The 23,297-nt window shown below is 43.6% G+C and carries 22 protein-coding genes and 1 other RNA gene; 19 read left to right on the top strand and 4 right to left on the bottom strand.

Annotated elements, in window-relative coordinates:
• The first annotated feature begins 11 nt into the window (after positions 1 to 11).
• On the top strand, positions 12 to 1,079 hold the full coding sequence (locus tag B649_RS00790) for an ATP-binding protein (RefSeq protein WP_041192362.1): 1,068 nt from the start codon (positions 12 to 14) through the stop codon (positions 1,077 to 1,079).
• On the opposite strand, the gene B649_RS00785 is transcribed toward B649_RS00790, so the two are convergent.
• Positions 1,076 to 1,744, bottom strand: coding sequence for a TIGR04219 family outer membrane beta-barrel protein (locus B649_RS00785; RefSeq protein ID WP_015652591.1), 669 nt, complete (start codon positions 1,742 to 1,744; stop codon positions 1,076 to 1,078). The two genes, B649_RS00790 and B649_RS00785, sit on opposite strands and share 4 nt — an antisense overlap.
• An 84-nt stretch (positions 1,745 to 1,828) precedes the next feature.
• On the opposite strand from B649_RS00785, the gene B649_RS00780 reads away from it, so the two are divergent.
• Together B649_RS00780 and B649_RS00775 are read left to right on the top strand one after the other, a co-directional pair.
• Positions 1,829 to 2,377 (top strand): ribonuclease HII, encoded by a 549-nt coding sequence (locus B649_RS00780; RefSeq protein ID WP_015652590.1) that lies wholly within the window; start codon positions 1,829 to 1,831, stop codon positions 2,375 to 2,377.
• Between the two features lie 37 nt (positions 2,378 to 2,414).
• Positions 2,415 to 2,642 carry a hypothetical protein gene (locus tag B649_RS00775; RefSeq protein WP_015652589.1) on the top strand — a complete coding sequence of 76 codons (228 nt, stop codon included), beginning with the start codon at positions 2,415 to 2,417 and terminating at the stop codon, positions 2,640 to 2,642.
• A 42-nt stretch (positions 2,643 to 2,684) separates the two neighbouring features.
• Here the strand turns inward: B649_RS00775 and B649_RS00770 are convergent, their stop codons facing one another.
• A complete protein-coding gene (locus B649_RS00770) occupies positions 2,685 to 3,497 on the bottom strand; it encodes an HDOD domain-containing protein (RefSeq protein WP_041192361.1) in 813 nt (270 codons plus the stop codon).
• A gap of 126 nt (positions 3,498 to 3,623) precedes the next feature.
• Positions 3,624 to 3,721, bottom strand: an RNA gene (gene ffs, locus B649_RS12400) — signal recognition particle sRNA small type.
• Positions 3,722 to 3,931: 210 nt separating this feature from the next.
• Here ffs and fliD point away from each other — a divergent pair.
• From fliD to B649_RS00700, 14 genes are read left to right on the top strand one after another with little or no spacing between them, the layout of a single operon-like run.
• Positions 3,932 to 5,305, top strand: a complete 1,374-nt coding sequence (gene fliD, locus B649_RS00765) for a flagellar filament capping protein FliD (RefSeq protein ID WP_015652587.1) — start codon at positions 3,932 to 3,934, stop codon at positions 5,303 to 5,305.
• Positions 5,306 to 5,358: 53 nt separating this feature from the next.
• Positions 5,359 to 6,366, top strand: coding sequence for a UDP-N-acetylglucosamine 4,6-dehydratase (inverting) (gene pseB, locus B649_RS00760; RefSeq protein ID WP_015652586.1), 1,008 nt, complete (start codon positions 5,359 to 5,361; stop codon positions 6,364 to 6,366).
• Complete coding sequence (pseC, locus tag B649_RS00755) at positions 6,363 to 7,490, top strand: UDP-4-amino-4,6-dideoxy-N-acetyl-beta-L-altrosamine transaminase (RefSeq protein WP_015652585.1); 1,128 nt, start codon at positions 6,363 to 6,365, stop codon at positions 7,488 to 7,490. The genes pseB and pseC overlap by 4 nt, the downstream gene beginning before the upstream one ends.
• Positions 7,490 to 8,179 (top strand): pseudaminic acid cytidylyltransferase, encoded by a 690-nt coding sequence (gene pseF / locus B649_RS00750; protein WP_015652584.1) that lies wholly within the window; start codon positions 7,490 to 7,492, stop codon positions 8,177 to 8,179. Before pseC ends, pseF begins: the two co-directional genes overlap by 1 nt.
• Complete coding sequence (gene pseG / locus B649_RS00745) at positions 8,176 to 9,039, top strand: UDP-2,4-diacetamido-2,4,6-trideoxy-beta-L-altropyranose hydrolase (RefSeq protein ID WP_015652583.1); 864 nt, start codon at positions 8,176 to 8,178, stop codon at positions 9,037 to 9,039. The genes pseF and pseG overlap by 4 nt, the downstream gene beginning before the upstream one ends.
• Positions 9,011 to 9,472, top strand: a complete 462-nt coding sequence (gene pseH / locus B649_RS00740; RefSeq protein ID WP_015652582.1) for a UDP-4-amino-4,6-dideoxy-N-acetyl-beta-L-altrosamine N-acetyltransferase — start codon at positions 9,011 to 9,013, stop codon at positions 9,470 to 9,472. The genes pseG and pseH overlap by 29 nt, the downstream gene beginning before the upstream one ends.
• Positions 9,469 to 10,503 carry a pseudaminic acid synthase gene (pseI, locus tag B649_RS00735; protein ID WP_015652581.1) on the top strand — a complete coding sequence of 345 codons (1,035 nt, stop codon included), beginning with the start codon at positions 9,469 to 9,471 and terminating at the stop codon, positions 10,501 to 10,503. The genes pseH and pseI overlap by 4 nt, the downstream gene beginning before the upstream one ends.
• The gene (locus B649_RS00730) at positions 10,485 to 11,504 is read left to right on the top strand and encodes a hypothetical protein (RefSeq protein ID WP_015652580.1); all 1,020 of its coding nucleotides are present in this window, start codon (positions 10,485 to 10,487) and stop codon (positions 11,502 to 11,504) included. Before pseI ends, B649_RS00730 begins: the two co-directional genes overlap by 19 nt.
• On the top strand, positions 11,497 to 12,447 hold the full coding sequence (locus B649_RS00725; protein WP_015652579.1) for a Gfo/Idh/MocA family oxidoreductase: 951 nt from the start codon (positions 11,497 to 11,499) through the stop codon (positions 12,445 to 12,447). Before B649_RS00730 ends, B649_RS00725 begins: the two co-directional genes overlap by 8 nt.
• Entirely contained in the window at positions 12,444 to 13,745 is a 1,302-nt protein-coding gene (locus B649_RS00720) for a DegT/DnrJ/EryC1/StrS family aminotransferase (protein WP_015652578.1), read from the top strand. Before B649_RS00725 ends, B649_RS00720 begins: the two co-directional genes overlap by 4 nt.
• Positions 13,742 to 14,281 carry a GNAT family protein gene (locus B649_RS00715; protein ID WP_015652577.1) on the top strand — a complete coding sequence of 180 codons (540 nt, stop codon included), beginning with the start codon at positions 13,742 to 13,744 and terminating at the stop codon, positions 14,279 to 14,281. Before B649_RS00720 ends, B649_RS00715 begins: the two co-directional genes overlap by 4 nt.
• Positions 14,282 to 15,415, top strand: coding sequence for an N-acetyl sugar amidotransferase (locus B649_RS00710; protein ID WP_015652576.1), 1,134 nt, complete (start codon positions 14,282 to 14,284; stop codon positions 15,413 to 15,415).
• The gene (locus B649_RS00705; protein ID WP_015652575.1) at positions 15,412 to 16,767 is read left to right on the top strand and encodes an amidase; all 1,356 of its coding nucleotides are present in this window, start codon (positions 15,412 to 15,414) and stop codon (positions 16,765 to 16,767) included. The genes B649_RS00710 and B649_RS00705 overlap by 4 nt, the downstream gene beginning before the upstream one ends.
• A complete protein-coding gene (locus B649_RS00700) occupies positions 16,760 to 18,802 on the top strand; it encodes a 6-hydroxymethylpterin diphosphokinase MptE-like protein (RefSeq protein WP_015652574.1) in 2,043 nt (680 codons plus the stop codon). The genes B649_RS00705 and B649_RS00700 overlap by 8 nt, the downstream gene beginning before the upstream one ends.
• Positions 18,803 to 18,871: 69 nt before the next feature.
• Here the strand turns inward: B649_RS00700 and B649_RS00695 are convergent, their stop codons facing one another.
• Positions 18,872 to 20,329 (bottom strand): flagellin, encoded by a 1,458-nt coding sequence (locus tag B649_RS00695; RefSeq protein WP_015652573.1) that lies wholly within the window; start codon positions 20,327 to 20,329, stop codon positions 18,872 to 18,874.
• A gap of 156 nt (positions 20,330 to 20,485) precedes the next feature.
• On the opposite strand from B649_RS00695, the gene topA reads away from it, so the two are divergent.
• Together topA and B649_RS00685 are read left to right on the top strand one after the other, a co-directional pair.
• The gene (gene topA / locus B649_RS00690) at positions 20,486 to 22,708 is read left to right on the top strand and encodes a type I DNA topoisomerase (RefSeq protein WP_015652572.1); all 2,223 of its coding nucleotides are present in this window, start codon (positions 20,486 to 20,488) and stop codon (positions 22,706 to 22,708) included.
• Between the two features lie 72 nt (positions 22,709 to 22,780).
• Entirely contained in the window at positions 22,781 to 23,296 is a 516-nt protein-coding gene (locus B649_RS00685) for a YfcE family phosphodiesterase (RefSeq protein ID WP_015652571.1), read from the top strand.
• The last annotated feature ends 1 nt before the right edge of the window (position 23,297 follow it).

Here is a 23,297-nt window from a genome sequence, read left to right as displayed (position 1 = left end):
TGATTTTAGGTATGAAAACTTTATTAGATGAGTACTATCGATACGATTTACATAATGTCGCCTTTATCGAACGTAAGCAATCAATCGGCGAAGAAAGTACCCTGATTTATGGGATTACCCAGTCAGGGAAAACCGCATTGATCAAAAATTATCTCCTTTCTCATAAAAAATCAACCTATCTGTATATTGATTGCAGAGACCTACGGCTGGATATTCATGAGTTGAACAGCTCCTTGGAACTATTTTGCCGCGAAAACAAGATTTCCATTTTGGCATTGGACAATTATAATGACGCTATCAAGCTCTTTGAGATCGACCAGATTATCCTCTCATCGGAGGCTTCACTTGAGCTTCCTTATTATCACATACATCTCGAGTTGCTCGACTATGAAGAGTTTTTAGCCTTTGAAAGCAAATATGACTCTACGGCATTGAACCATTTTTTTCAGCTCGGCGGATTTCCCTCTATGCACCGTATCGCCAGTGAAGATCGGGTTCTTTATTTGCAAAGCACTCTTATCCATGCATTGGAGCCGATCGAATTTTCGATCCTTTCCCAAGCCTCCAAGATGGTGACACAAAAGGTCTCTGCCTTCAACCTCTACGAACGGCTCAAAGGGGAACGGAAAATTTCCAAAGACAAACTCTATTTCCATCTGCAATCGATGTATGAGCGAGGCTATCTCAAAAGCTTATCCAAGTTTAATCACCCCAGCGCCGTCAAGAAACTCTATTTATGCGACATTGCGATCAAACATGCCCTCGTTGTCCAAAAACATTTCGGACGTCTTTTCGAGAATCTTGTTTTCTCGGAGTTGGATAAACACCATATCGAATGCTATTATGACGAGGGGATCGATTTTTATCTCCCGCAGCGGGGTCAAATCATCATCGCTTCACCGTTTGCGAATGAGCATGCCTTGTTTAAAAAAGTAGAAGCGCTGGAGGGATTTATCGTCTCAAACCGCGTTCGTGAGGTTATCGCAGTAACGATGAATCTGGAGAGTACCCTCTCTCACCCGATCTCCCGTATCGAGATGATCCCGTTTGAGAGATGGGCTTTAGGGGATGATACTTAGAAGCGGTAGTTAAAACCGACAAACGGTCCTTTAAAAGTAACATTGGTTTTGGTATCAAAACGGTCTTTGATATCGAGTGATTCATATCGATACCCTGCTTGAGCTCCTAAGCCGGCAGCAATTTTCCATAAAACTTTAATTCGGGCATCGGTTAGCGAATCTCCGTTATATCCGATGTATTTGACACTGCCCTCTATACTCAGCGGGGAGAGCGGAGGAGTCAGGGCCATCCCCAAATACCCCATCGGAATCACTTCGCTAAAACTATCATTGATCGCACCTTCGATCGTGGCATCGATAATTTTAAAACTGACCCCAAGATCAATATCAACAACATTATCAAGAATTTCATAATACGGAGTAATATCTGTCTGCTCAAATGAAACTTTATTTATACCGCCGAGCCCATCTGAACCGCTAAAGCTCGTATCCGGTGTGAAATCAACACGTACATTCGGAAGCAAAGGGATAGGATGTTCTAAATACAGCCCCACTTGGTATCCCGACTCGTCATCACTGTTAAAACGGGTCTGGGTATTTTTATAATCAAAATCTCCGCTTGCACTCGGTGTGTAGTAATCTGCCTCGGCACCGAATCCTAAAATTGTTGCCGCTGATGCGCTGGCGGACATCAAACATACGGCCAAAATGGCTGATCTAAACATATAAAGTCCTTTTTTCTAGAATGATACCCTATTTCCTATGAACGCTTGCGCTACAATATCAATCATTTTAACTATGGATAAACAATGCATCTTTGCGGAATCGATGAAGCGGGACGGGGACCTTTGGCCGGACCGCTGACTATTGCAGGAGTTATTTTACATCAACCGATATCGGGTCTAAACGACTCTAAAAAACTCACCGAAAAAAAGCGTGAAGCCCTCTTTGATATCATTTGCGAAAACTCGGCTTACCATATCGCCCGCTTTAGCGCGGCACAAATCGATGAACTGGGACTATCGGCATGTTTGGCGGCTGGATTGCGTGAAATCATGGCAGCGTTGGGGGAAGCCGATTATCTCTACGACGGAAACTCAAAATTTGGAGTCAGCGGACTGCGAACGATGGTCAAAGCCGATGCGACGATCCCTGAGGTGAGTGCCGCCTCTATCTTAGCGAAAGTGACACGGGACCGTGAGATGGTAGAACTCGCATCACTCTACCCGCAGTATGGGTTTGAAGGACATAAAGGGTATGGGAGTGCCGCTCATGTCGAAGCGATCCGCCAATACGGACATTGTGAAATTCATCGTAAAAGTTTTAAATTAAAATCGCTTCAGCCCTCGTTGTTTTAGAACCTCATCGTTATAATGTCTGGAAAAAGAGAATATTATGGTTTCACTCACCCACATAGAGGCGGCGCTCGCAGCCGTCGATGCTGAAGTTAAAGCGTTGCTGTACAATCAATCGATCTCCCTGAGCGAGAAAGACGAAAAGATGCTGCCGTTATTGCGGGAGAGCAAGGTGTTAAAACAGACGTATGAAGATTTATGCTATTTGAGAGACAATCCGCCGAGCAGCCCAAGCGGGTGCAAAGCGGGAAGTTATAGGGAAGAATAAGATGCATTCATGGTTCGACGCGCTCACCACGAACGGCGAGAATTAGGCGGCGGCGAGAATTTTTTCGACCGCTTCATCAAAGAGGTTTTGATTCATTCCGTACTCTTCGATAAGATCATGCGCATTTTTGAGAGTATCCTCGGTGATTTTGCCATCGAGCGTAATCGCTTCTTTGGCGACTTTGAGGAATTTTGCCATCTCTTGGGTTTCAGGATCAGACGCATCTTCAGGCTCGTTAGCAAAACGGATCAAATGAACCAAATCAGGATCAAAATTCCAACGGAAAAACAATGTTGCCGTAACGTCTTCAGATTTGCTGCCACAGGCTACAATCTCTGCTTGCTTGATCGAAATTCCTTTTTCTAGATTTCCGCTCAACAATGCACTTTGATTGGATTCAATCAAATAGCGGCTAATGACGACCTTACCCAGTTCCAATAAAAACGATGCCAATGAGAGATGGGCTAGTAATGTTCGATCTACTTTTGATACCCAGCGGCTGACGAGGGCATTTTGAAGTTGTGAACGTGCTAAATAAGTTTCTTTGCTCATGCCATATGGAGAAAGATCTAGTTCCATGCAGGAGTTTGCCGCTGATGCAATGGTGAAAGTACGAACCGCTTCTCTCCCCAATAATGAAACCGCCGTCGCAATATCATTTACCGTTCGACTCAAACCATATATGGGAGAGTTGGCTGTTTTAAGGATGTATGCCGTAATAATCGGGTCATTTTTAATTGCATTTGCCATATCGGCAACCGTAGCGTTCGAATCATTAAATACCGCTTCTACTTTTTGAACGGTTTCCGGTAACATCGGAACATGTTCAATCTGTTCCATTAATTCAATTCTCATCGCAATTCTCCAAAAATTATCTCTGTATCTGAAAAGATTATAGAGTATTGTAGATTAAATTTATTCTTTAAGTCGGTGTTTTAAGAGTAATTTGATAAATATGTGATAAAAAGGGGAAATAGAGGGACTCCCCCAGATACCTGCGGCACAAAACACGTCTAGGTGTGCTGCTGTATTCCTACCCTGACACGATGTCTAAACGCACCCTTGCACAGGTCTAGAGGAGAGGTGGAATTATAGCTAACTCTGGTTGTAAATGCAAGATGGTGTAATATCTGCAGGAACCGCTTCCTCCCTGCTCTCTATACTAACGTCAGATCGTTGCTTGGGTGTTACCGACTCAAACGGAACTTTTTTTGCTTTATCTCCAAAACTAAAGATTTGACCGATTTGGTCGATATGTATTCTTAAGAATTAAAGTAAAAGGGTTTGTGATGGCAGTTAGTTCACTTGGAGCAGGGTCGGGGGTACTTACATCAACTGTTATTGAACAGCTTAAAGCTGCGGATACAGCCGCAATAATTACTCCGCTTGACAATAAAATTTCTTTACAAAAACAAAAAGATAGTGCGCTAAGCCTTCTAAGCAGTCTTCTAACAACTTTTAAAACCAGTGCAAACAGTTTGGGGGATAGTGCTCTTTATCAAAAACGCAGTGTTAGTGGAAGTACTGCTTCGGTAAGTGTTACAGCAAATGCGGGGGTGGCAATACAATCGTTTTCGGTTTCCAATACTATCATGGCACTTAAGACCGTTAAAGAATCAGGACAGTTTAGTGCGACGACCAACAGTGTCGCTACCGGATCAGGAACGATGACTCTCACTGTTGGCGGTGTAGCATATGCCATTAACTACACATCATCAACTACACTGGAAGATCTTAAAGATTCGATCAATGATGCGGCCGAAAGCAGTGTGAAAGCATCTACTTTACAAGTAGGAACAAATGATTATCGTCTTGTTTTAACATCCGCACAAACAGGAGCGGCTCAGACTATTAGCCTGACCGATTCCGTTGGCGGGTCTCTCGATACCAAATTACTCGCCTATAATGCAACAACCAATCCGACCGGCATGCAAGAGATACAAGCCGCACGTGATGCATCGTTTAAATTCAATGGCATCAGTATGATTAGAAGCACCAATACAATTACCGATATTGTTTCCGGTATGACACTCAATCTACTGCAGGAGAGTGGAAGTGCAAATATTTCTATTGCTCAAGATACTCAAGCCATTAGTGACAACATGACTTCTTTTGTCGAAAATTACAACACCTTGACGTCTCAATTGACGAGTATGACGACAACCGATCTAACGGCCGGAAAAGTTGGTATTTTTAATGGAGACAATTCCATTAATGCTATCACACGTGAAATTAATCAACTCGTCACCTCTCTAAGTGATAGCGGTCTTTCATTACCTCAATTCGGAATCGATCTGAGTGAAAAAGGGACGATGAGTTTTAATTCCAGTACTTTTCTTACAAAATTTAATGCTGAATCCTCTGCTGCGGAAACTTTTTTTGCAGGAAGTACAACCGTAGATGGCTTATTTACATCAATCAATACTTTGCTCGCCAGATATACTGATAATAATGGTATTATGAGCACACTAACGAATGGATCAACAACCGATCTTAAAGCACTCAATACTAATAAAATCCGATCTCAAGCGTTATTAGATGCACGTTATGATGCTATGACCGCACGGTTTATTCAATATGATGCAATTATGACTAAACTAACCAATCAATTTGCTTCATTGAAAACGCAAATAAACATGGCAATCAACGGCACAAATACTTAAACTTGGTATTAATTTTGCTTTATCCTATCATCTAGGTTGATAGGATAAAGCATATGCTAAATGGAAAAAACATTCTTATAACCGGTGGGACCGGAAGTTTCGGCAAGCAATTTGTCAAAACGATTTTAAAACACTACAAACCGAACAAAATCATTATTTATTCCCGTGACGAACTCAAACAATACGAGATGGCTCAGCGGTTTAACGATCCGTGTATGCGTTATTTTATCGGTGATGTGCGTGATTTACCTCGTTTGGAAAATGCAATGAACGGTGTCGATTATGTGGTTCATGCAGCAGCTCTCAAACATGTTCCTATCGCAGAATACAATCCGATGGAATGTATTAAAACCAATATCAATGGGGCTCAAAATGTGATTGATGCCGCATTGCATTGCGGTGTAAGCCGTGTTATCGCCCTATCAACCGATAAAGCCGCCAGCCCTATCAACCTCTATGGTGCGACCAAGTTGGCAAGCGATAAGCTCTTTGTTGCCGCCAATAATATTCGAGGTGGACAAGACATCCGTTTCGCAGTTGTCCGCTACGGAAATGTTTTAGGTTCACGCGGTTCCGTTGTCCCTTTTTTCCAAAAGCTCATTTCCAAAGGAGCAACGGAGTTACCGATTACCGATGAACGGATGACGCGATTTTGGATTACCCTACAAGAGGGAGTTGATTTTGTCCTTAAAAACTTTCAACGTATGCATGGGGGGGAGACATTTATCCCTAAAATCCCTTCCATGAAAGTGGTAGATGTTGCCCATGCCATCGCTCCGCATCTCTCTCATAAAAATGTCGGTATTCGTCCGGGTGAAAAAATGCATGAAGTGATGTGTCCGCGTGATGACTCCCACCTCACATTAGAGTTTCACGACCATTATGTCATTAAACCGACCATTCAATTTACCGAAGCCGCCGATTTTTCGAAAAACAATTGCGGTGAAATAGGAAAAGCTGTCGAATACGGTTTTAAATACAGTTCTGAAACCAATACGGAATGGCTCACTCCCGAAGCGTTGCTCGAAAAAATTGCCCTAACTCAAGGCGAAGAGAAATGATTCCCTATTCGACTCAGTTTATTGAAGAGGATGATATTGCCGCCGTTGTTAAAATCCTAAAAAGTTCTCATTTGACGCAAGGAGCTAAAGTCGAGGAGTTCGAGGAATCCATTGCTCGATATGTGGGTGCTGCATATTGTGTCTCTTTCAACTCGGCAACGTCCGCTTTATTGGGTGCATATGCTGCCATCGGACTCACAGAAAACGATGAGATCATCACCACTCCCATCAGTTTTGTCGCAACCTCAAATATGGCAGTCGCACTGGGAGCAAAACCGATTTTTTGCGATATTAAAATGGACGGAAATATCGATGAATCTTTGATCGAATCGCTCATCACTCCACGAACCCGTGCACTCGTCCCTGTCGATTTTGCCGGAAAACCGGTCGCTATCGAAGCGATCAAAACCATCGCTAAAAAACACAATCTTCTCGTAATCGAAGATGCTTCCCACGCATTGGGAAGTGCCATCAACGATCATAAAATCGGCTCGTTTGCCGACATGAGTGTTTTTAGTTTTCATGCGATCAAGCCGATCACGACCGGAGAGGGGGGTGCGGTGGTGACGAACGACGAAGAGTTAGCAAAACGGCTAAAACTCTTTCGCTCTCACGGTATCATCAAAAAACAGCTGTGGAACTCCGATATGGTGAGTCTGGGGCATAATTTTCGTCTCACCGAGTTTGCCGCCGCACTGGGGCTGTCTCAGCTTCATAAACTGAATCGTTTTCTCCAAACGCGCAATGCAATTGCCAGTTATTACGATGAACGTTTTTCAGGGCATAAACTTTTTTCTACTATCGCAATCAATTCTAACGAACAAAGTGCGCGACATCTCTACCCCCTTTTACTCAATCCGACATTGCATTGTGCCAAAGAGGATATTTTCAGTGAACTGCAATCACGCGGTCTTGGGGTACAGGTTCACTATAAACCGATTTATCAAAATAGTTTTTACAAAGAGCGTTTTGGAGAAATCAGACTTCCCACTAGCGAACTGTTCTACAAAAGCGAGCTCTCTATTCCCTGCCATCAAAAGATGTCTCTGGAAGACGCAAAAATAGTTGCCGATACACTTCTCGAAGTGATTGAAAAATATTCTTATCGAGGATGCAGTTTCTAATGCGAATAGCAATAATCCCAGCCCGTGGCGGCAGCAAACGGATCCCACGCAAAAACATCAAACTTTTCGCAGGTCTGCCGATCATCGCATACAGTATCAAAGCGGCTCAGGAATCAGGATTGTTTGATCGGATTATTGTTACCACCGATGATGAAGAGATCGCTGATATCGCAAGGGCATTTGGCGCGGAAACTCCCTTTATGCGCCCAAAAGAACTGAGCGACGATCATACCGCCACCATCCCCGTCATCGCCCATGCCATCAAAACGATAGAACAAGAGGGGATCAAAATCGATGCTGCTTGCTGTATCTATGCTACCGCTCCGTTTGTCCGTGCCGAGGATATTAAAAGTGCGTATGATGCGATGATCTCCCATCATAAAAGCTATGCTTTCCCCGTTACCACATTTGGGTTTCCAATTTTTCGAGGGGTAAAGCGCAATGAAGAGGGAAGTATTGAGATGTTTTGGCCGGAGCATTTTTTGACCCGTTCTCAGGATTTACCCGAGGCGTATCATGATGTCGGACAATTCTATTGGGGTACACCACAAGCGTGGTTGAGCAGTACGCCGATCTTCTCAAATACAGCAACAACAATCGTCCTTCCTCGACATTTGGTGCAGGATATCGATACACCGGAAGACTGGATGCGTGCCGAGCTGATGTACAAAGTTCTCCAAGAGCTATGAACCTTTTGATTCGTACCGACGCTTCAAGCAGTATCGGATTAGGTCATATTATGCGTGATCTTGTCCTCGCGCAACACTATCCCGACGCGACAATCACGTTTGCTTGCCAAAATTTGATCGGCACTATCATGGATACTATCCCCTATCCCGTTCATTTCCTCACTTCAAACGATCCTGAAGAGCTGATTGATCTTATCCGCACCTGTTCTATTGATTTACTTATCATTGACCATTATGATATTGATGCAACCATCGAGAAGCAAATCAAAGAGCAAACAGGTGTTAGCCTTTTGTGTTTGGATGATACCTACGAAAAACACCACTGTGATATTCTCCTAAACCACAATATTTCGGCAGATGCAATACGCTACAAAGGGTTGGTTCCGGAACATTGTGAACTTCGATGCGGGGCTGAGTATACGCTGATCCGTGATGAATTTAAAACAGAAAAACAAATACGAAGAGAAAAACTTTACGATATTTTTATCGCTATGGGTGGGAGTGATCCGACCAATGCGACGCTTGGGATTCTCACAACATTGAGTGATAATTTGAGTGTTTGCGTCGCAACGACATCAGGGAACCCCCATCTGAGCGAACTGGAAACATTTATTCAAGATAAAAAAAATATCTCATTAAAGGTAAATTCAAACAGCATTGCTCAACTGCTAAATCAGAGCCGCTTAGCGATTATAACCCCCAGCGTCATGGTGCATGAAGTCCTTTTTATGGGAACCCCATTTATCGCGATTAAAACAGCTCCTAATCAAATAGATATGTTTGAGTATTTACGAAAAGAGAAGTATGTAGTTTTGGAGGAATGGAATGCTGATGCGATTACTCGATTTTACAACGCTTAATATAGAACAGCTAACAGTAGTGTTATCGTGGCGTAATCATCCGAATGTTCGCCAATGGATGCTCAATACGGATGAGATTTCGTCTGAGGATCATTTGGGTTTTATCGAATCGCTAAAACAATGCTCCGACAAACGCTACTTTTTAGTTCAACGTAGCAGTGAAAATGTCGGAGTGATTGATTTTACGAATATATCGGAAGATTCTGCCGAAATCGGAATTTATGCCAATCCCAACGTGCGCGGTGTCGGGGAGTCGCTGATGCGTACACTGCTCGATTATGCGTTCTCAACGCTCAAATTGACAACCCTGAGCGCCACTGTTTTTGCCGACAATCAGCGGGCTAAACATTTGTACGAAAAATTCGATTTTACCGAAACAAATCGAACTCTCTATAACGAGAGAGAAATGATCACAATGGAGCTGCATCAATGATAATCGGACACCATAATACAGAGGAAAAAGTATTCATCATCGCCGAGCTCTCCGCTAACCACAACGGCTCACTCGATACCGCTTTGCGCACCATTGACGCCATGAAAAAATCCGGTGCCGATGCAATCAAGCTCCAAACCTATACCCCCGATACGATTACCCTCGATTGTGACAGCGACATGTTCACCATTTCACAGGGGACACTCTGGGACAAACGAAAGTTTTACGATCTCTACGGCTCAGCAATGACGCCGTGGGAGTGGCATCCTATCCTTTTCGATCATGCCAAAAATTTGGGGATGGAAGCATTTTCTTCTCCGTTTGACCCAACTGCCGTCGATTTCCTCTTTGATCTTGATGTTCCGGCGTATAAAATTGCCAGCTTTGAGATCACCGATATTCCTCTCATCGAATACACTGCCTCAAAAGGTAAGCCCATCATCATCTCCACCGGTATCGCGACGCTAAGCGATATTGAAGAGGCATTGGATGCCTGCCGACGTGTCGGGAACAATCAGATCACCCTCCTCAAATGTACCTCGGCCTATCCTGCCGCGCTGGAAGAGATGAATCTTCTCACGATAGAGGATATGAAAAATCGGTTCGGAGTGGGTGTTGGGTTGAGCGATCACACGATGAGTCTCGCTGCCCCCGTTGCCGCTGTCACACTAGGCGCTCGTATCATCGAGAAACATTTTATTTTAGATCGCGGGATGGGGGGAGCCGACTGTGCATTTAGTCTGGAGCCTCATGAGTTCAAAGGAATGGTAGATGCTGTGCGTGATACCGAAAAACTTCTCGGGAAAGTAACCTACGAGTTAAGTCCGAAAAGTTTGGAATCACGTGAATTTTCGCGCAGTCTGTTTATCGCCGAAGATATAAAAGCAGGTGAAATAATCAGTGCTACTAACGTCCGCTCTGTCCGCCCAGGGTTTGGATTGTCGCCCAAATATCTCAAAGAAATTATGGGGAAAAGTTTTAAAACTGATGCAAAAAAAGGAACCCCCTTGTCATGGGATCATATCGGATGAACATCGCGGTCGTATCCTATGATGCAGGAAGTTCGGAGATACTCTGCGCATTAATACGCGAATATTTCGAGCACGCATCATGGCATATTTTTGCGATACCGCAAAGTCCTATGGGGCATATTTGTAAGCGATATAATCTCCCATTCACCCCTGTCGATGATCCTCAAAAACAGCTTCGCTCTATCAATCCCGATATGCTGTTATTCGGAACCGGATGGCAGGATAAGATTGAGCGACCGTACGTCACCTCTTGCAAAGAAAAAGGTATTCCAACGGTTGCCATTTTGGATCATTGGAGCAATTATCGTGAGCGGTTCGGATTTCCGGATATCGGTTGGGAGGAAAATTTAGGGGATTTTACGGCTGTTTCGGATGAAAAAGCACTCTCGCTTGCCCAGTCGTTTAATTTCCCAAACCCTATAGCGCTTCCGAACTTTTATTTACGCGATATGATCAATCAAGCTCGTCAAAAAGAGCCTCATCCAAACAACAACCTCCTCTTTTTGAGCGAACCGACTGATGTGGTAGCCCTTCAGACATATGGAGATAAAAACTACTGGGGGTTTACCCAATACAGTGCTCTAGAGGATATCCTCAAGAATTTTGATCGATTCAGGTGTGCAGGGCTCACGATTCGCCTCCACCCAAGTGACAACGGATCGGGGTATAAAAAGATTCTGAAATCCTATCCCCATATCCGCGTCCAAATCAATGAAGCGGCAGTGTTTGATCTTAACGATCAGCTTTTGAATGCAAAAATGATCATCGGATTCGATACGATGGCGCTTTATATCGCCGCACTTTTAGAGCGGCCTGTCCTCTCGTACCTCCCTTCAAAAAACAGAAATTTTTTACTTCCCATCCCTAGGGAGCGGCAAGTGCGTATCCTATCAAATATCCCTTCGGAAATTCTCTCCCCTTCACTGTTGCACATAGATGATTTCGGTATGGATTTTGCTTTATTTTTAAAAACTATTTATGTAAAAGAGCTATATGTATAAAGCACTGATTATAGGAGCAGGCAGTATCGGCGGACTCATCGATTTTCCATCATCAAACGTTATTGCCAGTCACGCCCATGCCTATATATTATGCCCCGATACGCAGCTAAAAGCTATATGTGAGCCCTCAGAACTCAATGTTGTCGCCTTTATGGAACGATGGGGAGGAGTTCAACGGTATTCTTCCGTCGATGATATCGGTGAGGATGAGCACTATGATATTGCCTCCATTGCCTCATCCACCTCAGCGCATTTTCACGATCTAGTAATGCTGATTCAACGAAGCGATTGCTCGATGATATTGTGTGAGAAACCGGTTGTCGCAAACAAAGAGGAGTTCCATTCTCTCGTTAACATGCTCCAACATACTCATAAAAAAGTTCTTATTCATCTCATGCGCCGATACAATAGCACATTTATTGCCCTCGCGTCACGAATAAAAAATGGGGAGTTTGGAAAAGTTCTCGGATTTCAAGGGGTATGCACCAAAGGATTACTCCATAACGGCTCGCATTTACTAGGTGTACTAAGCCACTTCTTAGGAAGTTTGAATGCCATTAAACCGCTTGGAGCATCGCATTGCAACGGCGATTTGTGCGGTGAGTTCGCAATATTCTTGAAAGAGGGCGGCGGAACCATATCGGTTTTACCTTCTCCGGAATATTCGTTATTTGAACTCACCCTTTGGTTTGAAAAAGGGGTTATTAAAATCCTAGAAGGGGGAGAAAAAATCGAAATACACGCTCGTGTTCCATCGAGTGTGTATGAGGGGTATTTTACCCTTGCTTTGCAAGAGAATATCGCAACCAAACTTTCTCACTATGCACTCGATTCTTTGGAATTTTTACTCCGTGAGAGCAACCAAACCTGCAGCGATATTTTCAAAGAACACCTCCATATCCATAAATTGATTTTTCAAACTTTCACAAAGGTATACCGATGATGAAACTCTCTATCAACGGCGGAGAAAAGCTCCGTTCTATTCCGTTCCCAGCCTATAACACGATCGGAATCGAAGAAGAAGAGGCGGTTCTTCGTGTCCTTCGCAGCGGAAAACTTTCTACTTTTTTAGGGACATGGCATGACGATTTTTACGGCGGTCCCGAAGTACGGACGCTCGAAGCGGAATGGGCAGAATATTTCGGAGTGAAACATGCTATCAGTGTCAATTCCGCAACATCGGGTCTTTATGCTGCTGTCGGAGCCTGCGGGATAAGCCCGGGAGATGAGATTATCGTCAGCGCCTACACAATGAGCGCGTCGGCGACAGCGGCTTTGGTATACGGTGCTATTCCGATCTTTGCCGATATCGAAGAGGATTTTTATTGTCTGGATGTCAAAAGTATCGAGTCTAAGATCACCAAAAAAACCAAAGCGATTATTGTCGTCGATATTTTTGGTCAACCCTATGATCGCGATGCGATCAATACCCTTGCCAAAAAATACAACCTTTTTGTAATCGAAGACACGGCTCAAGCTCCCGGTGCAATGTTGCATGGAAAATATGCGGGGACATTGGGCGATATTGGAGTATATTCGCTGAATTACCACAAACATATCCACAGTGGTGAGGGGGGAATTATCGTTACCGATGATAATGCCTTAGCCGATAAAATCCGTCTGATCCGCAACCATGCCGAAGCCGTTTTATCCGCACGAGGAATCAAAGATCGATCAGAGTTGATCAACATGGTCGGTTATAACTATCGGATGACTGAGATCGAAGCAGCTATTGCCCGTTGCCAGCTCAGAAAGCTCCCCTCTCTGCTGACACAAAGACTCGAAAATACTGCCTATCTGAATGAAAAATTGGCCCAAATCCCTTGCATGAAACCAACCAAAATCCGTGAGGGGGCAAAACACGCCTTTTACGTCCATCCGTTGCAGTTTGACGCCGAGATTGCCGGCATGCACCGCAACCGTTTTATCGATGCAGTAAAAGCTGAACTCCCTCCGACACTGCTGCGTGAAGAGTCGGTTGTCCTACTGGGCTACGGCTATGTCAAACCGCTCTACCTCCAACCCCTTTATCAGGAGAAGATTGCATTCGGACGGGATGGATACCCGTTTACCCTCAGCGATGTTACGTACCCCAAAGGGCTCTGTCCGATAACCGAAGAGATGCATTTTAATCGCCTCGTCACCCATGAGTTTATGCGTCCCGGGATGAGCGTAGCGGATATGGACGATGTGGTTCGTGCCTTTGCCAAAGTATGGGACAATCGAGCGGAGCTCTTATGAGATTAGAGGGTGAACGGATTTATTTACGACCGCTTGAACTGAGGGATGCGGAGGGGGCATACCCCGCATGGCTCAACGATCCTGAAGTGTGCCGCTATAACTCGCACGGTGATACCCTCTACACGCGAGAAATAGCGCAATCTTATATTGCGAATGTCATCGATAATCCGAGCCATGCCGTTTTTGCCATCTGTTTACGGGAAGGAGACCGTCATGTCGGAAATATCTCCCTTCAGCAGATTTCAGAAAAAAACCGTAGCGCAGAATTTGCCATTTTAATCGGTGAGCCTTCTGTTTTCGGCCAAGGTATCGGATATGAAGCGGGGAAGCTTTTAGTGGGTTACGCATTTGATACGTTGAACCTTCATCGCCTCTATTGCGGTACCCATGCGGAAAATATCAGTATGCAGTATCTTGCACTCAAACTCGGAATGAGCGAAGAGGGGCGTCGGCATGATGCTCTTTTCAAAAATGGACAATTTGCCGATATAGTGGAATATGGATTAATCAACTCTATTTCTAAACAAGGAGCCTAAATGACCAAGCAAATGACTTTTACCGATACTCCCCCCGATACGTATGGAGAACCTCTTTACAAAGATTATCTGCAATACTGTACCCGTTGCTGTATGCCGAGTTCTAATGAGGGGATGCAGTTTGACGAACTTGGAATCTGTTTAGCATGCCGTGCTCAAGAGCAAAAAATGCGGATCAACTGGAAAAAAAGCGAAGCGGTTCTGCGTGAAACGTTAGAGGAGTACAAAGAAAAAGCAGGGGATAACTATGACTGCATTATCCCTATCAGCGGAGGGAAAGACAGCGTTTTCCAGTTGCATGTCCTCAAAAAAGTATACGGGATGAAACCTCTCGCCGTTACCTTCAATCACAACTGGTATTCCGAAACCGGCAAATACAATCTCGAAAATGCCCTTGAAAAACTCGAAATCGACCATATTATGTTCACCCCTAACAAGGCATTGGTCAAAAAACTGTTTGTTAAATCGTTTTATAAAATCGGAGATTCATGCTGGCATTGTCACGCAGGTGTGGGGGCATTTCCTCTCCAAATCGCCGTTAAATTCAACATTCCGCTCCTCATCTGGGGAGAGTCGGTATGCGAAAGCAGCGGTCGTGCCGATTTTAGAGATAATGTCCAAAAATTCGATCGTGACTATTTCACCAAAGTCTCCGCGAAACTCTATCCGGAGCAGATGATTGACGAAGAAATCACCCGCAAAGATCTCAAACCGTTTGAACTTCCGAGTTTTGAGGATATCGAACGGGTCGGAGTGGTCGGTCTGCATCTGGGAGATTACCTTTTTTGGGATGATGAGCGGCAGATGGAATTTATCAAAAAAGAGTATGACTGGCGCGAAGAGCACCGTCCGGGACACTACAAAGGGTTCAAAGGGAACGAATGCAAATTCGAAACCCTCCATGACCATATGAAGTATGTTAAACGGGGATTCGGACGGGGAACCGATCAAGCCAGCGCCGATGTCCGTGCCGGATTGCTCACCCGCGAAGAGGGTTTTGAGATTGCCAAAAAATACGATCAACAGCGCCCTGCCTACCTAGACGAATTTTTAGATATGGCCAACATCACCGAAGAAGAATACACCAATGTCCTCAAAGCGATGCGCCAAGGAAAATTTAGAGAGAGCCGATGAAATTGACCGATTGTACTGCGACCGAATTATTAGAACAACTCAAATCAAATACCGTAACACCCGAAGAGATTGCTAAAGCTTGTATTCAACGAATACGCGAGATTGATCCCCTCGTAAATGCTTGGGAATATTTCGATGAAGAGGCGATTGAGACACAACTCATCAAAATCGCAACCTATACGCGAGAAGATCATCCCCTCTACGGCATCCCAGTCGGGGTCAAAGATATCTATAATACCTTTGATATGCCGACACAAATGGGCTCACCGCTGTGGAGTGATTTTACTCCCGGTAACGATGCTCGTCTTATCCATTATCTTCGTCGCGCCGGTGCCATTATGTTGGGGAAAACCGTAACTGCGGAATTTGCTGTCCATTATCAAGATAAGACTCGAAATCCGTACGATCTTTCTCGCTCTCCAGGTACCTCCTCAAGTGGTTCAGCTGTCGCTGTCGCTACAGGAATGGTTCCTCTTGCATTGGGTTCACAAACTGCCGGATCGATCAGCAGACCTGCTAGTTATTGCGGTATTTACGGATTTAAACCGACCTTCGGTGTACTTCCTCGCATCGGTGTTCTCAAAACGACCGATTCTCTAGATACCCTTGGATTTTTCAGCCGAAGTGTTGAAGATTTGAGCCTAATGTTTGATGCTTCGCGGGTTCACGGAGGAAACTACGAATTTGTTCATCAACATATTGATAATTACGTCTCTATTCCCGATAAAATTTACCGCATTGGTATTACTAAACATCCTCGCTGGGATGAAGCATCCCCCTATGCTAAAGAGCAATTTGCCCAATGGTGCAACCATTTGCAAGACCCGAGATTGCGAATAGAAGAAGTTACCCTTCCATCGTATTGCGATACTATTCACACAACCCATCAGAGTATTTATGACAAATCCCTCGCTTACTATTTTAAAGAGGAATACGCCAAACATGAGCTAATGAGTCCGATCTTTTACGATATCATCCAAGAGGGGCTTCGTATAACAAAAGAAGAGTACCAAGAAGCTCTTGAAAAACAATTCCGCGAAACACGCGAATTTGACACTTGGATGGAATCTTACGATATTCTAATCACTCTTGCAACAGCAGATGAAGCCCCTATCGGTTTAACAACGCCGGATATCCCTGATGCAAATTTGATATGGACCTATCTTGGATTGCCGATTGCTACACTCCCTGTTTTAAAAGGATCTAATGAATTACCGATCGGGGTTAGTGCCGTTGCACGTAAATATAATGATAAACTTCTCCTCGATTTCTTACATTATTTGCGAAATATCAACTTACTGAATAGTGTTAAACCCTATACGCCCATATTAAAAAAGGATTCCAATGAGTGAAATATCGATCTCTCTTCACCCCGTTTTTGAAAAAAATTTACAAGCGCTTTTTTCTGTCAATCCCCGTCTTGGAGGAAAACTTTTCCAAATACCAACCAATACCCGTTTTGAAGTATTTCAAGGAAAAGATTTAGCAGATATCAATGTACTTGATATTGAATTACAATCCTTTCTTTATGCCCATCCGCTAAGTGATACTATATTAAAAATAGAAGCACTCAGAGAAGGAAACCGCCTTCCCTATCGTTATTTTTACGGTATCGGAACAGGCGTTGTCATTCAAATGCTTCTTAGCGATGAATGGCTTGAATCCATGACCGTTATTGAACCAAATTTAGAATTGTTGTATATTGCAATCCATTTATTTGATTTTTCGGACGTTATAAGAAGTCGAAAATTAATTTTAGAACATAGCGATGATTTTGATTTCGTGAAAGCATCCTATCTAATTTCAAATTCTAATGCACAGCTTTTTGCAAAACTATTTAAACTTGAATTTGTTTCCAATTACTATGAGCATTTTTATCTACCGAATATCCTACAAGTAAATAAAATCCTTATCAAAGCGTTTGAAACAACGATTATCGGGTATGGTAATTCAGCGGAAGACACTCTCATGGGAATCGAACATCACATTCGAAATCTCCCTACCATGGTGGAAGGGCCACAACTTGACGCTCTCCTTTCTCAGAAGTATCCTAAAACGGCTATCGTTGTATCAACAGGGCCAAGTTTAACCAAACAAATTCCTCTTTTGAAAAAGATCAAAGATTATGTCACCATCATATGTGTCGATGCCAGCTTTCCGATTCTTGAGCTACACGGAATCAAACCGGACTTTGTAACCGTCCTGGAACGTATCCCGGAAACCGCAAATTTCTTTAAAAACAATGCCCTTGAATCTCAGGAAGGGGTCCATTTTATCTGTGTCTCAATTGCACATCAAGATGTTTTGGATGCCATTAGATCCGGTACTAAAATATTGCAAATGCGCCCACATAGCTACACTCATTTTTTTGAGCTTCACTCGTATGGATATCTAGGCATTGGAATGAGCGCAGCAAATTTAGCTCACGAACTAGCCATTGCCCTCAAATTCGAACAAGTCATTTTAATCGGACAGGACCTCGCTTTCGGTCGAGACAATACCTCTCATGCTAGCGATCACTTTTTCGGTATTAATGAAGAAAAGGTAGAGGGACATGATATTTATGTTGAAGCGTATGGCGGAGATGGAGAAATTCGGACGACCATGTACTGGAATATGTTTAAAAGCTATTTCGAACGGGCAATCAATATGAGTAAATCAGTAATTCAAACTATTAATTCTACCGAAGGGGGAGCACGAATTCCCGGAGCTACCGAGCTCCCTTTTGCAGATGCTATTGAACAGTATGTTGACTTTTCAGTACCGAAAAAATCATCTATTTCTATCCCTAACACTTCAGAAGAAGAGAGTGTCAAATATAAGCAACAAATTGTCGAAAAAATCAATTTGTGGCTACAAGACACAGTTAACCGTCAAGAGGTGATTGAAGAAGCTTTCATCTCTATTCAAGAGGCTTCAGAAAACTTTGTAAAACTCTTGGAAACAAATCAACTTGAAGAAATTACTTTTGAAATATTAATTCCTCTCATGGACAAAATCGATACCATAAAAGGATATTTAGCTGAACCGATTTTCAAACAACTCTACTATGATATCCTTCAATCAATGCTGCTCCATTTTGAACTTGACTTTGTTAAAATTGAAGTAATGCCGGTAGAAGATGAATACGATAAAAAAGCAAAAATGGTGAGTTGGCTACTCGCTCATCGATATTGGCTTTTCACCTTTGCCGGAGGGATCGATGCAGAGCGGGAAATTATTTTACGCGCAATAGAAACATGGCCTGAAAATCTTAAAAAGCAAATTATCGTTCCAACAAAAAAAGAGATAGTTCGGGATGAAGCAAAATATCAAGAGTTGATGGTTAAATTTCAAGAGCAGATGAATGAACGGTTTAAAATAGAGTTTTCTCAAGAAGAAAACTAGCAAGAAGAGAGAAAGATATTCCCCAACAGGCCAATATCTTTCTCTCTGGTTTACGCTAATGTACTGAAACTACTGCAGTAGTTTCAGTACATTTTGCTGTACCGCATTCGCTTGACTCATCGCGTATGAACCCGATTGAGCAAGGATGTTGTATTTAGAGAAATTTGCAGATTCTTCCGCAAAATCGACATCACGGATTTGTGATTCTGCCGCTTTTACATTAACTTGCGTAACAGTAATATTATTGACCGTCGATAAAAGTTGATTTTGAACCGAACCAAGGTCTGCACGAATTTTATCCAACAATTTTGTTGCCGATTCAGCGATATTCATGACTGCCATCGCACCACGAAGTGATGTTACCCCTGATCCAATACCTGTTGAAATATCAGTCAATGAAGAAGAGAATGCATTCGCACCGATTGCTTTTGCATCAGTAGACTCGATATTACCGCGAACATCTGAGAGGTTAAGAACCGCTGTAGCAAGAGTAGAAATACCTGCACCTGTCCCTGAAACAACGATTGCACGAGCATCCAGGCGAGAAAGGGTCAACTGACCGATATTTTCACTTTGAGCCATCCCTGTTGTCGAGATAGTGGCGGATACCAAAATAGCACGTCCGTCCATTGATTTCAAATGAATTTTTCCGCCTTCATCAATCGATGCTTCAACCCCTGTCAAATCTTTAACAGCATTGATCGCATTGACCACTTGTCCGTCTGAGTCATTCGCTTTTGCACTGGTGATAGTCCCCACCAAGATACCGTTGATGGTAAGACCTTCCATACTTCCCGCACCAACTGCTTCAGACATAACCGTCTCAACACGATACGATGCACGTACACCAGTCAAATCTGAAATATTATTGATAGCATCGGCTACTTTATTGATACCGTTTGCTGCACCGTTACTCACCGTAATTGCCGCCATAGTAATCGATTTCGTTCCGGTACTGAACACCAACGAAACAGAACCCTCAGCACTCATTGCAATACCGGTTGCATAACTCGTCGCACCAACTTTACTTGAACTGGTATTTCCGATAGAAGCTGTTACCGTTTGGTTACTGTAAGCACCGACTTGGAACTCTTTATTCGTAAATGAACCCGCAAGCAAGTTTTGACCATTGTATGAAGTAGTATTAGCGATATTGTCCAATGACTCCATCAAACGGGTAATGTCAGCTTGCAATGCTTTACGAGATGCTGTTGTTTGACCATCTTGCGCGGCTTGTGTCGCTTTCGTTTTAATCGTATCAAGAATTTTAATCTGCTCATCCATTGCTTTATCGGCAATCTGAACGATACTAATCCCGTCATTCGCATTGGCAATCGCTTGTCCCAATGCTGAAGACTGTGAACGAAGACTATCCGCAATCGCCATACCTGACGCATCGTCTGCTGCCGTATTAATACGAAGACCTGAAGACAATTTGGAAAGTGAACTGTCCAAATTACGGTTATTGGCATTTGCTGATGAATGTGCGTTCATTGCCGCAATGTTTGTGTTAATTCTGAAACCCATGATAAATCCTTTATCGTAAGAGCGCTTTTGGCTCTTTAGTTAGTTGAGCATCCTTGCTTCTACAACTATATCGGGAGATAAACAAAAATCTTTAACGGTTTTGCAATTTTTTTTGTTACACTTTCGAAACTCATCCATATATATAGGATTCACTTTTTGAAACTCATCATTGTAGAGTCTCCGGCCAAAGCCAAGACCATTAAAAACTTCCTCTCCAAAGATTACGAGGTAATCGCTTCCAAAGGGCATATCCGGGATCTCCCTAAAAACCGTTTCGGTATCAAAATCAATGACGAGAAAATCGTTGCCGAGTATCGTATCAGCGAAGACAGTACCGCTACCGTTAAACAAATCCAAGAGTTAGCCAAAAAAAGCGATACCATCTACATCGCGACCGACGAAGACCGCGAGGGTGAAGCCATCGGATGGCATATCGCCCATGCCATCGACAAAGACCCCGAGTCACTGCCGCGTATCGTGTTTCATGAGATTACGAAAAACGCTATTATCCATGCATTGGAAACGCCACGCACCATCGATATGGATCGGGTTAATGCACAGCAAGCCCGCCGTTTGCTCGATCGTATCGTAGGGTATAAACTCTCGCCGCTCCTCGCTTCTAAAATCCAAAAAGGGTTATCTGCAGGGCGCGTTCAATCCTCGACCCTCAAAATCGTCATCGATCGTGAGCGCGAAATCCGCGCTTTTATCCCTGAAGAGTATTGGACAATCGATACCCTTTTCAAAAAGGATATTGAAGCGACCCTCGTCAATTTTGAAAATGAGAAAATCGATAAACTCACCATCAAAACGGGTGATGAAGCCGCTCGGATCGTAGAGACTCTGAAAAAAGAGGCATTTAAAGTCGGTGAAATCGAAACCAAAGAGCGTAAAAGTTCTACCCCGCCACCATTTATGACTTCGACGCTACAGCAAACCGCCAGCTCACAGCTCGGATTCTCTCCAAAAAAGACGATGATGGTTGCACAAGCGTTGTATGAGGGGGTTAAAACTCCTGAGGGGACATCGGGAGTCATTACCTATATGCGTACCGACTCCCTCAACCTCGCAACGGAAGCGGTTGAAGCAGCACGTGAACTGATCTTAGAGCGTTACGGCAAAGAGTACCTCCCGAAAGAGCTAAAAGTTTATACGAAAAAATCGAAAGGGGCGCAAGAAGCGCATGAAGCGATTCGCCCGACGATGCTTGCCTTTACCCCTGAGGTAGCAGCAACGTATTTGAAACCTGACGAGATCAAACTCTATCGCCTTATCTACAACCGCTTTATCGCCTGTCAAATGAACGATGCACGATTTGAGCAACAAAGCATTACGTTTGAATCTCCCAAAGCACAGTTCCGTGCAACAGGACGTAAACTCTTGTTTGACGGTTTCTACCGTGTAATGGGGAGTGATGATAAAGATAAACTCCTCCCATCCCTCACAAGCGGTGACACTATCGATATTCAAAGCATATCGACCGAACAACATTTCACCGAACCGCCATCACGATACTCCGAAGCGAGTTTGATCAAAAAACTTGAAAGTGAGGGGATCGGTCGTCCATCAACGTATGCTCCGACCATCAGTACCCTCCAAGCACGTAATTACATCGAAATCGAAAAGCGCGCCATTCTCCCGACTGAGATTGCTTTCACCGTTACGGAGATGCTAGAGACCCATTTTAATGAAATTGTTGATGCCAGCTTCACCGCTACGATGGAAGAGACCCTCGATGAGATCAGCGAAAGTGGTAAATCGTGGCACAAAATTTTGCTCGATTTTTATTACCCGTTTCTTGAGCAAATTGAAGCAGGGAAAACGAATATCGTCAGCCTAAAAATGGCGAAACCACTCGGACGCAACTGTCCGCAATGCGGCAGCGAGCTCCTGCTTCGTTCAGGTCGTTTTGGAGAATTTATCGCTTGCAGCGGATTTCCGAAGTGCAAATACACCGAACAAACCGAAGAGAACCAAAAAGAGAACCCGACAACTCCAGATGAAGTGAGTGAAGAGGTATGTGAAAAATGCGGCAGTGCTATGGTGGTCAAAAATGGCCGAAACGGGAAATTTTTGGCGTGCAGCGGCTATCCAAAATGTAAAAACACGAAAACACTTAATCAAGAAACGAAATTTTCTGAAGTTCCTTGTCCTGAATGCGGCGGAAAACTTTTATGGAGACAATCACGACGCGGTGCATTTTGGGGATGCGAACATTATCCAAAATGTAAATTTATCTCAAAATTTGAGCCGAGTGACAAAAAATGTGAAGTCGAAGGATGCGGCGGAGCATTGGCACCGCGCACCTACCGCAACAAAGAAGTCTATGAGTGTGTCAAATGTAAAGATCGCACACCCCGAGAAGAGACGAATGAATAATGTTGGTTCCGTTCGTGGTGAGCTTGTCGAACCATGGACACAATACCCTTCGACAGGCTCAGGGCGAACGTTATGAAAATAGGTCTACTCTCTGATACCCATTCTAAAAAAGGTCGATCACAACGTGCGATTGACCACCTCAAAGCGCAGGGTGCCGAGTTTTTGATCCATGCCGGAGATATTGTCAAACCTGAAATTCTTGATCAACTTAAAAATAGCGGCTTACGTTATATTGCCGTATATGGTAATAATGACGCAAATTTGATTGAATATCATACCCAATACAATCTCGTCCAAGAACCCCATTATTTTAAACTCGGCGGGGTCAACTTTAAACTGATGCATCTCCCTTTTTACATGAACGCCGATGCCGAAGTGATCCTCTTCGGACATACGCACGTATTTGAGTGCGATTTTAAAAATCGCACCCTTTTTCTCAATCCGGGGGAAGCGTGCGCACGAGACAAACCTTTTTCTTCGTGTGCAATGCTTGAAATTACCAACGAGACCTTTAATGTGACACACTATTCCCGCGCAGTAGGAAACGATACATTTGATGAACGCCACTACTCTTTTGAAAGATCTTAAT

This window comes from Candidatus Sulfuricurvum sp. RIFRC-1, assembly GCF_000310245.1.
Taxonomy (GTDB): domain Bacteria; phylum Campylobacterota; class Campylobacteria; order Campylobacterales; family Sulfurimonadaceae; genus Sulfuricurvum.
The sequence above is the reverse complement of the archived record's forward strand: the minus strand, read 5'-3'. Positions and strand labels throughout refer to the sequence as shown.

What these genes read in the sequence shown, in the direction of transcription:
- pseB (WP_015652586.1), top strand. Translation starts at nt 5,359, where the DNA reads ATGCTAAATGGAAAAAACATTCTTATAACCGGTGGGACCGGAAGTTTC.
- pseH (WP_015652582.1), top strand. Translation starts at nt 9,011, where the DNA reads ATGCGATTACTCGATTTTACAACGCTTAATATAGAACAGCTAACAGTA.
- B649_RS00695 (WP_015652573.1), bottom strand. Translation starts at nt 20,329, where the DNA reads ATGGGTTTCAGAATTAACACAAACATTGCGGCAATGAACGCACATTCA.
- B649_RS00710 (WP_015652576.1), top strand. Translation starts at nt 14,282, where the DNA reads ATGACCAAGCAAATGACTTTTACCGATACTCCCCCCGATACGTATGGA.
- B649_RS00705 (WP_015652575.1), top strand. Translation starts at nt 15,412, where the DNA reads ATGAAATTGACCGATTGTACTGCGACCGAATTATTAGAACAACTCAAA.
- B649_RS00715 (WP_015652577.1), top strand. Translation starts at nt 13,742, where the DNA reads ATGAGATTAGAGGGTGAACGGATTTATTTACGACCGCTTGAACTGAGG.
- B649_RS00775 (WP_015652589.1), top strand. Translation starts at nt 2,415, where the DNA reads ATGGTTTCACTCACCCACATAGAGGCGGCGCTCGCAGCCGTCGATGCT.
- pseI (WP_015652581.1), top strand. Translation starts at nt 9,469, where the DNA reads ATGATAATCGGACACCATAATACAGAGGAAAAAGTATTCATCATCGCC.
- B649_RS00790 (WP_041192362.1), top strand. Translation starts at nt 12, where the DNA reads ATGAAAACTTTATTAGATGAGTACTATCGATACGATTTACATAATGTC.
- B649_RS00700 (WP_015652574.1), top strand. Translation starts at nt 16,760, where the DNA reads ATGAGTGAAATATCGATCTCTCTTCACCCCGTTTTTGAAAAAAATTTA.
- B649_RS00730 (WP_015652580.1), top strand. Translation starts at nt 10,485, where the DNA reads ATGGGATCATATCGGATGAACATCGCGGTCGTATCCTATGATGCAGGA.
- B649_RS00780 (WP_015652590.1), top strand. Translation starts at nt 1,829, where the DNA reads ATGCATCTTTGCGGAATCGATGAAGCGGGACGGGGACCTTTGGCCGGA.
- fliD (WP_015652587.1), top strand. Translation starts at nt 3,932, where the DNA reads ATGGCAGTTAGTTCACTTGGAGCAGGGTCGGGGGTACTTACATCAACT.
- B649_RS00770 (WP_041192361.1), bottom strand. Translation starts at nt 3,497, where the DNA reads ATGAGAATTGAATTAATGGAACAGATTGAACATGTTCCGATGTTACCG.
- pseF (WP_015652584.1), top strand. Translation starts at nt 7,490, where the DNA reads ATGCGAATAGCAATAATCCCAGCCCGTGGCGGCAGCAAACGGATCCCA.
- B649_RS00685 (WP_015652571.1), top strand. Translation starts at nt 22,781, where the DNA reads ATGAAAATAGGTCTACTCTCTGATACCCATTCTAAAAAAGGTCGATCA.
- pseG (WP_015652583.1), top strand. Translation starts at nt 8,176, where the DNA reads ATGAACCTTTTGATTCGTACCGACGCTTCAAGCAGTATCGGATTAGGT.
- B649_RS00720 (WP_015652578.1), top strand. Translation starts at nt 12,444, where the DNA reads ATGATGAAACTCTCTATCAACGGCGGAGAAAAGCTCCGTTCTATTCCG.
- B649_RS00725 (WP_015652579.1), top strand. Translation starts at nt 11,497, where the DNA reads ATGTATAAAGCACTGATTATAGGAGCAGGCAGTATCGGCGGACTCATC.
- pseC (WP_015652585.1), top strand. Translation starts at nt 6,363, where the DNA reads ATGATTCCCTATTCGACTCAGTTTATTGAAGAGGATGATATTGCCGCC.
- B649_RS00785 (WP_015652591.1), bottom strand. Translation starts at nt 1,744, where the DNA reads ATGTTTAGATCAGCCATTTTGGCCGTATGTTTGATGTCCGCCAGCGCA.